The organism is Olivibacter sp. EAT-5, from assembly GCF_044784325.1.
In the GTDB taxonomy this organism is placed as follows: Bacteria; Bacteroidota; Bacteroidia; order Sphingobacteriales; family Sphingobacteriaceae; genus Olivibacter; species Olivibacter oleidegradans.
This window is the reverse complement of sequence record NZ_CP173028.1, coordinates 530855-544176: the sequence shown is the minus strand read 5'-3', so window position 1 is coordinate 544176 and position 13322 is coordinate 530855. Positions and strand designations below refer to the sequence as shown.

At 43.0% G+C, this 13322-nt stretch carries 7 protein-coding genes; all 7 read left to right on the top strand.

Features of this window, described 5'->3' with window-relative positions; genetic code table 11:
- Positions 1 to 241 precede the first annotated feature (241 nt).
- The 7 genes from ACH11B_RS02395 to ACH11B_RS02365 all read left to right on the top strand — a co-directional run bounded on the left by ACH11B_RS02395 (position 242) and on the right by ACH11B_RS02365 (position 12989).
- Entirely contained in the window at positions 242 to 1552 is a 1311-nt protein-coding gene (locus ACH11B_RS02395) for a Gfo/Idh/MocA family protein (protein ID WP_377612993.1), read from the top strand.
- Between the two features lie 28 nt (positions 1553 to 1580).
- Positions 1581 to 2324, top strand: coding sequence for a DUF1080 domain-containing protein (locus tag ACH11B_RS02390; RefSeq protein WP_013663775.1), 744 nt, complete (start codon positions 1581 to 1583; stop codon positions 2322 to 2324).
- A gap of 31 nt (positions 2325 to 2355) precedes the next feature.
- Positions 2356 to 4995 carry a family 78 glycoside hydrolase catalytic domain gene (locus tag ACH11B_RS02385; protein ID WP_377612989.1) on the top strand — a complete coding sequence of 880 codons (2640 nt, stop codon included), beginning with the start codon at positions 2356 to 2358 and terminating at the stop codon, positions 4993 to 4995.
- Between the two features lie 969 nt (positions 4996 to 5964).
- The gene (locus ACH11B_RS02380) at positions 5965 to 6531 is read left to right on the top strand and encodes an RNA polymerase sigma-70 factor (protein ID WP_377612987.1); all 567 of its coding nucleotides are present in this window, start codon (positions 5965 to 5967) and stop codon (positions 6529 to 6531) included.
- A 109-nt stretch (positions 6532 to 6640) separates the two neighbouring features.
- Positions 6641 to 7816 (top strand): FecR family protein, encoded by a 1176-nt coding sequence (locus ACH11B_RS02375; protein WP_377612985.1) that lies wholly within the window; start codon positions 6641 to 6643, stop codon positions 7814 to 7816.
- Between the two features lie 189 nt (positions 7817 to 8005).
- Positions 8006 to 11476, top strand: a complete 3471-nt coding sequence (locus tag ACH11B_RS02370; RefSeq protein ID WP_377612983.1) for a TonB-dependent receptor — start codon at positions 8006 to 8008, stop codon at positions 11474 to 11476.
- A 34-nt stretch (positions 11477 to 11510) separates the two neighbouring features.
- Positions 11511 to 12989, top strand: coding sequence for a RagB/SusD family nutrient uptake outer membrane protein (locus tag ACH11B_RS02365; RefSeq protein ID WP_013663770.1), 1479 nt, complete (start codon positions 11511 to 11513; stop codon positions 12987 to 12989).
- The last annotated feature ends 333 nt before the right edge of the window (positions 12990 to 13322 follow it).

Sequence of the window (13322 nt, the reverse complement as noted above, 5' to 3'; positions counted from 1 at the left end):
ACATATCATTTTGTAAGATTAATCATCTTATTAAGCGTTAATTTATTATTTTCAGGTATATTAAGGGTTTCTTTCGTGGAGACCCTTAGTCTTTTTACAGGACGGTACAGGTTGCTGCGCTTCTTGTTTTAACCTTTATTTGCTAAAACGTATACGCTTCCATGGAATCGTTGTGTTTCAACAATGCTGATTTTTTTACGCGGTTATTTTTTATACTTTAGTGAACTAAACAAACCGTATTATGATGAAGTATAGCCAGTTTAAACCGCAAAAAACGGATAGAAGAACATTTTTGAGAAAATCAAGCTTGCTAGTGGCAGCGGGTACTTTGGCTTACCGTCAACCTTCATTCGCTGCTTGGCAGGTGAAGGAGTCTGTGTTGAAGGTAGGATTGATCGGTTGTGGCGGTAGGGGGACAGGCGCTGCAGCTCAAGCTTTACAGGCAGATCCCCAGGTGCATATTACTGCCATGGGCGATATCTTCGAAGATCGTCTGGAACAGGCGCTCAACGCGTTGTCGCAAATAGATGAGAAACGAGTGAAGGTGGACAAGAAGCACCGTTTCATCGGGTTCGACGCTTATCAAAGGGTATTGGAGGCCGATGTGGATGTCGTATTGTTGGCTACACCTCCCGGATTTAGGCCTGATCATTTAGCCGCAGCAGTAAAAGCAGGGAAGCATATTTTCTGCGAAAAGCCCGTGGCTGTTGATGCGCCTGGTGTGCGTAAAGTGCTTGATGCCGTGAGGCAGGCAAAAGAGCAGCGTTTATGCCTCGTCTCCGGCTTTTGCTTTCGTTACGATTGGGCGAATAGAGCGGTATTCGGTAAAGTGCTTGATGGCGAGATCGGTTCGGTAAACACGGTGTCAACTTTTAGGAATGGAGGCGAGTTATGGTCGATTCCCCGACAACCGGATTGGTCTGAAATGACTTATCAATTGCGAAACTGGTATTATTATAACTGGCTTTCCGGTGATTTTATTGTAGAACAGGCCGTTCATAGTTTGGATATGATGTCGTGGGCAATGGGTGACAAGATGCCTGTAAAAGCAACCGGTACGGGTGGTCGTCAGGTACGTACCGACGAGATCTACGGAAATATTTATGACCATTTTGCCATTGAATTTGAGTATGAAAATGGTGCACGTGGTTTTCACTTTACCAGACAACAGGCCGGTACGTCCAACAGAAATAGCGTTGAGGTCTTGGGAAGCGACGGCCGGGCTGTCGTTAATATAGGCGGTCCGGTTGAAATTATAGGGAAAAACAATTGGAAGTACCGCGATAAAAAGAATAACATGTACCAAACCCAGCACGATGAGTTGTTCGCCGCCATACGCAAGGGTACACCCATCAATGACGGCGAGTGGATGGCCAATAGTACCATGCTGGCTATTTGGGGTCGCATGGTGGCTTATAGCGGACAAACGATCACCTGGGAGCAAGCAATTCAATCGGAGCACCGTTTAGGGCCGGCCATCGAGGAATATGCGTGGGATCTAAAATGGGAAGGACCGGGAATAGCCGTACCGGGAAAAACGAAGTTTGTCTAATCGGGCGCTCGCTGAAATGATTTTAACGATGAAGATATATAAATTTGTGCTTCCGCTGCTTTTGGTGCTCAGCTCGAATCATTTGCGAGTTTATGCGCAATCGGAAAGTATAAGCTTTGGCCACGCTGTTGCTTTGGAAAATATAATAAATAAGGAAGCAGGAGGGGAACATAGCCTAAGATGGCTTAATGTCAACACGGACCCAGGTACTTGGCGGGTGGATGGCGAGCTTTTGAAATGTACAGGAAAGCCGATCGGCGTCATGCGTTCTGAAAAAATATACGAAAATTTTATACTGCACGTCGAGTGGCGCCATATGGAGGCGGGAGGAAACTCGGGTGTCTTTATATGGAGTGATGCCAAGCCGGATGCAAAAACTCGTCTTCCAGCCGGGGTTGAAGTCCAAATGTTGGAGCTTGATTGGGTCAATCAACACCTGCAGGACGGACGAAAACCGCCGATAGCCTATGTGCATGGTGAGCTTTTCGGTGCCGGTGGAACGACAACAATACCGGATAACCCGCGAGGTGAGCGAAGTAAATCCATAGAAAACCGATGTAAAGGAAAGGGAGAATGGAACACCTATGATGTGATATGTGTAGACGGAACGGTGAAACTTTCTGTTAACGGTCGTTTTGTAAATGGCGTGCGCAATGCATCGTCTAAAAAAGGCTATCTCTGTCTCGAATCGGAAGGTGCTGAAATTCACTTTCGCAATTTCAAAATTATAGAACTCCCGCCAAATGCGGACGTCCCAAAACCTAATCTTTAAAAATCAAAAACAACAAATTTATAATAAAATCATGCATTCCCGTAAATCCTTTACCGTTATAGGTGTCCGTTTTTTTGCCATTCTACTCGTTTTATTCGCTTATGGAAATTTAGCTGCACAAGAGGTTAGACTCGTTCACTTGCAGGTTGAACATCTTCCGTCGCCTCTAGGTATCGATCAGGAGCATCCCCGATTTACGTGGAGATTTGAAACTGCAAAGCAAGGTTTCAAACAATCGGCTTATGAAATATATGTCAATAGCGATTCCGTTGCAACGCAGCGAGGTGAGGGGAACTTATATCAAAAGGGGAAGATTGTCAGCGATCAAACACTCGCACATTATGATGGGTCAGCACTGAAAGCCTTTACGAAATATTTTTGGAAAGTGAGAGCCTGGGATCGCCAAGGTAATGTATTAGAAAGTCCTGTTAGCTCATTCGAAACAGGCATCATGCAGACGGCTAATTGGAAAGGGAGCTGGATTTCCGATGGTCAGGACATACATGTAAAACCCGCACCTTACTTTCGAAAAACGTTTACTCCATCAAAGCCGATAAAATCTGCGCGTGCTTATGTTGCAGCTGCCGGGTTGTATGAATTGTATTTAAATGGCAAACGAATTGGGAACCATCGATTGGACCCGGCGTACACACGCTTCGATCGACGGAATTTGTACGTTAGCTACGATGTAACGGAGCAAATCCAGCAGGATAGGAATGCGATCGGCGTCTTGCTGGGAAATGGCTGGTATAACCATCAATCAACGGCTGTTTGGTTTTTTGATAAAGCGCCATGGAGGGCACGACCGACCTTTTGCTTGGACTTGCGAATTACTTATGAGGATGGTTCAGTTGAAACAATTGTCAGTGATAAAACTTGGAAAACCAGTACCGGTCCTTTGGTGTTCAACAGTATTTATACAGCAGAGCATTATGATGCACGCCTAAAGCAAGAGGGGTGGAGCAAGGCTGATTTCAATGATAGTACTTGGAAAGAAGTTTTTTACCGTGCTGCACCCTCACAGCAAGTGGTATCGCAGACGATGCATCCTATTCGAAATGTGAAGCAGTTGAAGGTTAAGGATTTTAAAAAATTGAATGATACGACGTATGTCTTTGATTTTGGCAAAAATATTTCAGGCGTTACGGAACTACATATTCAAGGGGAGGAAGGGACCGTCGTTCGCCTAAAGCATGGGGAGCGACTTTATGAAAACGGACATGTTGATATTTCCAATATTGATCAACATTACCGGCCTACGGATCATAGAGATCCTTTTCAGACCGACATAGTTATCCTTAGTGGAAAGCATGATCATTTCATGCCTGCCTTTAATTATAAAGGGTTTCAATACGTGGAAGTAACGGCCAGCCGTCCGATAATCCTGAAAGAAGAAAGTTTAACGGCTTATTTTATGCATAGTGATGTGCCTCAGGTTGGTACTATTCATGCCTCTAATCCCGTTATCAATAAAATCTGGGAGGCTACCAATCGTTCGTACCTATCAAATTTATTTGGCTATCCAACCGACTGTCCACAACGAGAAAAAAATGGATGGACGGGTGATGCGCACATCGCAATTGAGACAGGCTTGTATAGCTTTGATGCCATCACAATTTATGAAAAATGGTTGGCCGATCACCGCGATGAGCAGCAAGCTAACGGCGTTTTGCCTTCCATTATTCCAACAGGCGGCTGGGGCTATGAATGGGGCAATGGTCCGGATTGGACGAGCACGATTGCCCTAATTCCCTGGAATGTTTACTTGTTTTATGGTGATAATAAACTGTTGAAAGACTCCTATTCTGCCATTAAACGTTATGTCGATCATATCGATGCTCTATATCCTAGTGGACTTACCACTTGGGGTCTGGGCGACTGGGTGCCGGTAAAATCGAAATCCCCTGTGGAACTATCATCTTCAATCTACTACTATGTGGATGCAATGATTTTAGCCAAAGCGGCCAAGTTGTTCGGAAAAGAAGAAGATGCCATACATTATGAGCAATTGGTGGGAAAGATAAAGGACGCTATTAACGCAAAATATTTAAATAAGGAAACGGGAATTTACGGACAGGGCGTTCAAACTGAACTAAGTATGCCGCTCTTTTGGGGTATAGTGCCTGATGATTTACGTGCAAAGGTGGCAAAGAATCTTGCAGAGCGTGTTGCAACAGATAACTATCATTTGGATGTCGGGCTTTTAGGAACCAAAGCCATCCTAAATGCTTTAAGCGAAAATGGTTATGCTGACATAGCTTACAAAATTGCGGCTCAGGAAGATTATCCCTCGTGGGGATGGTGGATAAAAAATGGTGCAACTACGCTTTATGAAAACTGGAATATCCAATCGGCGCACGACATCTCGCTTAACCATATTATGTTCGGTGAAATTGGGGCATGGTTATATAAAGGATTAGGTGGCATTAAACCAGACCCTGAAAAGCCGGGCTTTAAACATGTTCTTATCGAACCCCATTTTGTCGAGGGACTGGAAAATTTTGAAGCTTCGCATATAGGACCTCAGGGTAAAATTACAACACGCTGGGAAAGGAAAGGAAAACATATAAAGCTTTGGCTGACGATTCCCCCTAATAGCGATGGAACATTGACGCTACCGTCTGGAGAGAAAAGAACGTTGGCTGCCGGTAGTCATGAATTTGATATATAAGGAAAAGAAAGGATTAATTTTGTCGCTTAATGGCAGCGACATCGCCAACTACTTTCTTTTCCGCAAAGAAAGTAGTCAAAGAAACTCGCCGCTGCAAAATTTACAGGAATGTTAGTGCCTCCCACTGCATGACGTAAATTTTGGAGGCGGCATTGTCGAAAGCGAATAGCATGTGCTCTTAACCAAACGTGCCATAGTTTGCAGATCTTAAATCGTTTACAAAGTATTACACTGCTTGGCAAAATCTCTCCGTTCTACTGAAATATCGCCTAGGAAATTTGCGGTTTGCACGTTGATGCACTACCGCTTGTAGCAAAGTTCCAAGCGATGAGTTTTTGGTTACTTTTTGCGGAAAAAAGTGACTAAAAAAAACGTTCCTTTATATACAACACCCTAGCTTTTCTTCTCTAATGCAATAGCAAAAATTTCCGTATCTTTGTAAAGAATCTCCAACACCGAATCAACCAATCAAAAACCGTCTTTTCCCTTTAAAATTACAATCTAGAAATCCACCTCAGGTCTACCTCAAGTCCACGTTATATCCACGTTACATCCACCTGTCCTCCGCTATCCCTTTTATTTCCATCCCTGTTCCATTGCTTTTCTTTAGTACGTATCTAGTACGGCTATCACTGGAATGACTTAGGTAGGTAAGTAGTTAGGTAGTGATGAGTTATAAGTGATGAACAATGAGTGATAAATGATCAACGGTGGGAAAATAGGTTTTTTTACTTCCTGCCTACCGCAGGCAGGTTTACATTTGAATTTTTACTCTATCAAAATGAACAATGAATAAACCGATAGATCATAAACTCACCGACTTGTCAGTAGGCAGATGCTGCCTAAAGCTTATAGCTTACAGCCTTTAGTCGCTTTAAATAAATGTTTTGCAGACGCTTAAATCAGGACGGTACAGGATAGCGGTCTTACTGTTTTTATTAGTTTTGCTATCTACCGAGTTAACCAATAATGAAGCCGATTTATAAAAACCTTTCAGATATAGATTTGGTAACGCGTTTAACGAACAATGACCAAGAAGCTTTTACTGAAGTGTATAATCGTTATTGGAAAAAACTTCTAACCGTCGCCAGCAATAAAATAGAACGATTTGAAGACGCGGAAGAAATCGTACAGGATATTTTTGTGAATCTTTGGAATCGGCGACAGGAATTGGAAATTCATACTTCACTGAGCAATTATTTAGCAGTATCGGTTAAATATCGCGTCATCAAAATGTTGGATAAATACTTTAACAAACAGCATTACATCAATAGCTTGGTATCCAGTAGTTTTGTTGATAACTCAACGCAAGAGTGGCTGCAATTTAATGAATTGTTTAGCCAATTAAACCTTTATGTGCGCGATTTACCCGAGAAATGTAGGCTTGTCTTCAAATTAAGTCGAGATCATGGTTATTCTCAAAAACAAATTGCGGAAGAATTAAAGATTAGTGAGAAGACTGTGGAAGCTCATATGGGCAAAGCAATACGCGTTCTGCGGGCAAAACTAAGCCATTTTATATTTACCCTTCTATAACCAATACTGCTCATTTCAGCAGTACGAAAATATTTTTAATTTTTTTTTAAATCGAAGTAAGGGATTTGCTTTCCACAAAGGACATCCTTATAAAGACCAATTATTTACAATGAAATATAGCGCACGATATCAGGAACTAGCTGCGAAGTGGTTAAGTAACACGATCAGTGAGGAAGAAAAAAAAGAGTTCGCCGCCTGGTATAATGAGGGGCAGGATGAGGAGCTTATTATTCAATCAAAATTTGCCGGTAATGAAGAAGCCTATCGGAAACAGTTGTTCGACAAAATTAAGCACTTAACTTCCCTAAGTGATAACAAGGTTGGTCCGAGAAGCTTAAATAAGCGGTGGATGTATGTCGCTGCGTCTATCATTAGCCTTACGGTAATTGGAGCTTTAATTTACCTTGATAGGCCTGATACACAAAGGAAGGAATTGGTTAAAAAGGAAGGTTCGAACCCCAAAAAAGAAAGAGCTTGGAGCGATGATAAAACGATGCTGCGTTTATCCAATGGAGATGTTGTTAACCTAGACGATGTGCCTGTCGGCACGTCGCTAAATGTGGAAGGGGTAACTATACATAAGTCAGAGGAAAATGTTATCCGCTGTGTTAGTGATCGCAAAGTTTCTGCACGAGATGGGCAAGCATATAGTACCATTATTAAAACACCGGTGGGTAAAGACTATAAATTGGTATTGGCAGACGGTAGTGTGGTGTGGTTAAACGCGGCATCTGAAATTCGTTTTTCACTCCATTCATGGGGTCAGCGGCGTGTTAAACTAGACGGTGAAGCTTATTTTGCAGTGGATCCTGCCGAAGGAAAGGCCGTTCCTTTTATTGTCGAAACGAGGCAGCAAGAAGTATACGTATTGGGTACTGAATTTAATGTTGATGCTTACCGCGACGAAAAATGGGCGCGCACCACGCTTGTTAAAGGTTCTGTTAAGGTGAAGCAAATGCATACAGATGCAGTAGCTATATTAAAACCTAATCAACAAGCCAAGGTTAGCCATCATATGTCGAAAATAAAAATAAGAAGTGTCGATGCCTCCGAGATCGTTTCATGGAAAAACGGCTACTTCAGTTTTCATGATTCGGACATTCAAAGCGTATTAAAGCAGTTCGCTCGTTGGTACGGTGTCGAGGTAATCTACCGGCGAACCGAGTTTGCGGAAACCTATGTGGGTAAAATTCCACGATCATTAAGTCTGACCGAGGCGATCAGCGTATTGGAAACCGTTGGTGTGAAATGTAAAATGGAGGGTAAAAAATTAATTATTATATAATTATTCAATTCAAAAAAAGGAGGGGTCATGTATGAGCTTTAGTGTATAAAATCACAAAGCGGATTTACATAAATAAACCGATAGTGTTGCGAGCACTATCGGTCTCAATGAGGGTAAATCTGAGTCAATTAGGCATAGCGTGATGAGCTATATTCTTTAACCAAGATAAACCACAAACCTTGCAAAATTATGCAAATTAATCAATTTGACAAAAGACTGTATCTGTGCAGTCTGTGCATCAGCGCGAAGGATACTTTATTAAAAGATAGGCGCTGGTTAGAATACCTAAAAAATCTTTTTTTCATGAATATGTGGCTAGCGGTATTAACCACCGCCTGTTTGCAAACGACAGTTGCTGAAACGATTTTGGCACAAAAGGTTAGTCTAAATCAAAAAAACGCTACGGTAGCGCAATTGCTGGTCAATATTGAACAGCAAACAGGCTATACGTTCTTTTACAGAAAAAATGATATCGAGTTAATGAAGCCGCTTAATGTCTCATTGCAGAATGTCAGTGTTGAAACGGCCTTGAACTATATTTTCAAAGACCAACCCTGTAGCTTTCAAATCAAAGATAAATTAATCGTCCTTCAGAAGCGACTTGTTAACAACGAACCGGAGCAGTTATTGCAACAGCAAGAGCATACTGTTTCGGGTACCGTCACAGACTCCTCGGGGATGCCGATTCCAAGTGTATCGGTGCTTATTAAAGGTTCCACAAAAGGTACATCAACCAACACGGATGGCGTTTATCAGATCAAAGTCAACCCCGGACAAGCATTGGTATTCCGTGCTATTGGCTTTCAGGAGAAAGAGATGCAAGTAGGAGAAGAGGCTCGAATCGACGTCGTGCTGGACGCCTCATTTGAAGGACTGGAAGAAGTGGTTGTTGTTGGCTATGGTAGCCAGCAACGTCGAGATGTTACCGGGTCAGTGGCTCCTATATCGATGGAAAATGTGCGTGGGCAAGCCATATCAAGTCCGGACCAAGCACTTACGGGGCAGGTTTCCGGTGTTAATGTAAGCACCTCAAATGGTACACCTGGTGGAGGACCCCGAATACAAGTAAGGGGAATTGGTGCCATTGGTGCCGGTAGCGAGCCTTTATATGTTATTGACGGTTTTCCAATCCCTTCGTCTTCCGGACAGCAGTCTAACCCAATGAGTGCACTGAATCCACAAGACATTGCATCGATGACGGTCCTAAAAGATGCTTCGGCAACTGCCATTTATGGTTCTCGAGGCGCGAATGGTGTCATCATTATTACAACAAAGCAGGGTTCGAGTGGAAAGCCGAATATCCAGTTATCGGCAAGTACAGGTCTTCAGGAAGTACCGCAAACCGGGCGCCCGGATTTAATGAATGGACAGGAGTTCGCTCAATGGCGCAAGGAGGCGATTATGGATAAAATTCGCTTTGAAGAAGGCCGTGAACCAACATTGGAAGATGTACCGGAAATCTATCGAAATCCTGAATTAATTGGAGAGGGAACAAACTGGTTTGATGAGGTCACGCGTGTGGCCCCCATGACTGACCTTAACTTAAGCGTTTCGGGCGGTACAGAGAAGATCAAAACCTATATTTCGGCAGGCTACTTTAATCAGGAAGGGGTGATGCTGAATACGGGGTTCGACCGGTTTTCGCTTCGTACCAATGTCGATGCCAATTTATCGGATCGGTTTAAAGTTGGATTGAATGTGTCGCCTTCTTTGACCTATACACGGGGCGGCGTGAGAGGTCAGGGCCGCGACGAAGGTTTTGATATTGCAAGTCCCATCCCATCCGTATACAATCCGGACGGCAGTTATAATGCTTATATCCAATCCCCGGGAACCTTCGGCGTACCCAATCCGGTAATGGTGCTGAATGAGACCACCAATAAAGCGAGTCGAATTAAGCTGTTAATGAATACCTATGCTGAGTATAGCATATTAAAAAATTTGCGGTTCAAAACAACTTTTAATGTTGATTATGAGGACGGAAACAGCGAATATTTCCGCCCGTCGATCTTAGGAAACCAAAATGCCGCCCCTCCTTCGGTACCGAGCGGACGCTTTATACAATCGAAATACTTAAACTGGTTGAATGAAAATACCTTGAATTACGACCTCAATACCGACAATGGACATTCATTGACTGCGCTTGTTGGTTTTAGCGTTCAATCTCAGAAAAATCAATCGGCCGATTTTACAGGAAATCAGTTCCCCGATGATGATATCGAAACCCTAAACGCTGCTGCTCGTATAACCGGTGGGACGGATAAAAGTGATTGGTCTTTGATATCGTATCTCGCCAGGGCAAATTATGCGTATTTGGATAAGTATTTGGTAACCGCAACGGTACGGAGCGATGGTTCATCACGCTTTGGTTCGAATAATCGCTGGGGTGTCTTCCCTTCTTTGGCCTTAGGATGGCGGATTTCGAATGAAAATTTCTTAAAAGATGTGCCTTGGTTGAATGAACTTAAAGTACGTGCATCATACGGTTTTACAGGAAACTTTAATATTGGAAATTACTCCTATATGAGTAATATCGGAACGAATGATTATGTATTTAATGGCACTTTGGCGAGCGGCCGTGTGATGAATACTTTAGGGAACCCAAATTTAGGCTGGGAAAAAATGCGGGAATTGAATACGGGTATCGATTTCGTAGGATTCGATAATCGCTTGACTTTCAGTGTAGATTATTACCATCGCAATACACAAGACCTATTGTTAAATGTTGAGATTCCTGAATCGTCAGGTTTCAGTACCGTTACGGAAAATAGAGGCGATGTGCTGAACCAAGGTCTTGAGCTGGGCATTAATTCCGTGAACATTGCAAAAGACCATTTCAGTTGGAGCACGAATATTAATGTGTCTTTCAATCGTAATAAGGTGCTTGCATTAGGCCGAAGCAGCGATCCGATTTATTCAGGTACCAGCAGCGAGGGCAACCCGACCAATATCACAAAAATTGGCAGTCCGGTAGGTATGCTATTTGGTTATGTGGTAGAAGGAATCTATCAAAATGAAGCAGATTTGGAGCGATATCCGTCTTTCCCGGGGGCCATACCGGGTAATATGCGCTTTAAGGATGTGAATGGCGACGGGCAGATCACGCCGGTAGAAGATTTTGACGTCATTGGAAATCCCTATCCCGACTTTACATGGGGTGTTACCAACACGTTAAAATACAAACAGTTTGATTTTCGGGTATTAGTAGTAGGATCTGTAGGTGCTGAAATGCTGCGAGCAACGAACTTTTACACCGGCAATATCGATGGTGTCTTTAATGTTAGAAAAGAAATTGCCGATCGATGGCGATCGCCGGAGCAGCCAGGTAGCGGACGGGTGCCTACCACTAATGGAACTGGTCGTGGTCGTGTTATGTTTCGTGATACGCATTCGTATTCAGTGGAAAAAACCGATTATGCTTGGATAAGAAACATTACGTTGGGCTACACTTTACCCAATGGGATCGGGAAAAATAAATTTATTCAGCAGGTGCGTCTCTATGGTACGGTTCAAAATGCTTTCTTATTTACCGGATATAGCGGTAATCCGGAAGGGACGAATTACAATCGGGAAGATACAGGGGCCTTGGTACCGGGTATAGATTATTCCAATTATCCTGTCCCACGCATATTTACCTTGGGTGCGAATTTATCCTTTTAAGCTTAAACACGGACATTAAAAGAAAATTATTCTCATGAAGATCAGAATCTATATAGTAGGATGTTTGCTATTGCTTAGTGCATCCTGTAAGAATCTACTGGACGTAGAACCTTACTCATTTTCAAGTGATCAGAATTATTATCAAACGGAGGGACAGATTTTAAGAGCTGTCAATGGAGCATATGCATCCTTACAGACTCTATATACAAGTGATTTCTGGGCGCTGACCGAAATGCGCGCAGATAATACCAACTATCAGTTCGACGAAACAGATCGGGGGGCACAGCAACGCGAGGAGATTGATGAATTCATGATTACTTCAACCAATAATTATGTCAACACGTGTTGGCGAATTTTATACGATAATATTCAACAAACCAACGTTATATTGGATCGGGTAGATGCCGTTCCTTTTGCGGATGAAACGTTAAAAAATAGATATATTGGAGAAACGAAGTTTCTAAGGGCCCTACAATATTTTTACTTAGTTCGTCTTTTTGGCAAGGTGCCTTTATTGATTCATGAAGTTGCCGAACCCGAAAAGGCCTTTTCAGAAGGACGCGCAGCGATTGAACAGGTTTATGAGCAGATTATAAGCGATGTGCAAGGAGCCGTGGCAAGTTTACCCGAGTCGTATAGCGGTGCAGAAATTGGTCGCGCAACAAAAGGCGCTGCGCTAACCCTATTGGGGGAGATCTACCTAACGAGGAAAGAATATGAGCTGGCCGCGTCCACTTTAACCCAAGTAACGACGTTAAACTATTCTTTGTTACCTAATTATGCGGATAATTTTAATCCTGCAACAAAGAATAATGCGGAAGATGTCTTCTCTATTCAATACGATGCTGCATTACAAACTGAGGCAGGCAATTTTATTTTCATATTTGGCCCCAACAACGGGAAGATGCAGCTCACCGGCTTTCCCGGGAAACTGGGAGGAACAAACATCCCCACGCCAAGTATATGGAACGCTTATGAAAACGGCGACATTCGTAGAGATGCCTCTATTCAATTATTTGACGATCCGTCTAATGCGTCATTTCAAGAAGCGGTAGCTTTTGGTGGCAAAATCCCCTTTATTAAAAAATACTATCATCCACCTTTCTTGGAAGACGGTCGCGCCAATGAAAATTGGCCTGTATACCGCTACGCTTACGTGTTACTCATGCTGGCAGAAGCAATAAACGAACAGGGTGGAGATCCTTCTCCTTATCTAAATCAGGTGCGTGCAAGAGCCGGCTTACAACCACTGTCGGGTTTAAGCCAGACGGAACTTCGTGACGCGATTGCGCACGAACAGAGGGTAGAGGTTGCTTTTGAAAATCATCGATGGTTTCAACTACTTCGAACGGCTAAAGCGATCGAAGTGATAACGCAACACGGAATTGAAGAAAAGCAGCGACTATCTCGTTTAAGCAAGGCCTCCTATAACATACAGGAATATATGCTTTTATACCCAATTCCCGAGCGTGAAATTCGGTTAAATGGATTTGAACAGAATCCGGGATGGTAATCGTTTAATCAGGCAACGCAAAATGGATTTTTTTCTTTTTGCTAAAATGAGTGATGGACTGATGTTTTGTTGCTCGTTGCTACGATATTCTTCAAGGTAATTCAAGCATTTCTGAACGATTATGCCGGGATGGCGAGTAGGGAATGATGGCCTTCCAGGATGAGCGTAAAGAAAATTCAGTTAGAAGGATAGGAAAAAACGTTCTGCGAAAAAGCGAAGGGATGGAATTGAGAGCGGGAGCGGCTCCGCAGAACGGTGTACGGGGAACGGAATTTCTAGCGAGAACTGGACAGCCTTGATTGTTTGGTTCTTTATGATCAAGTATAAAGAACA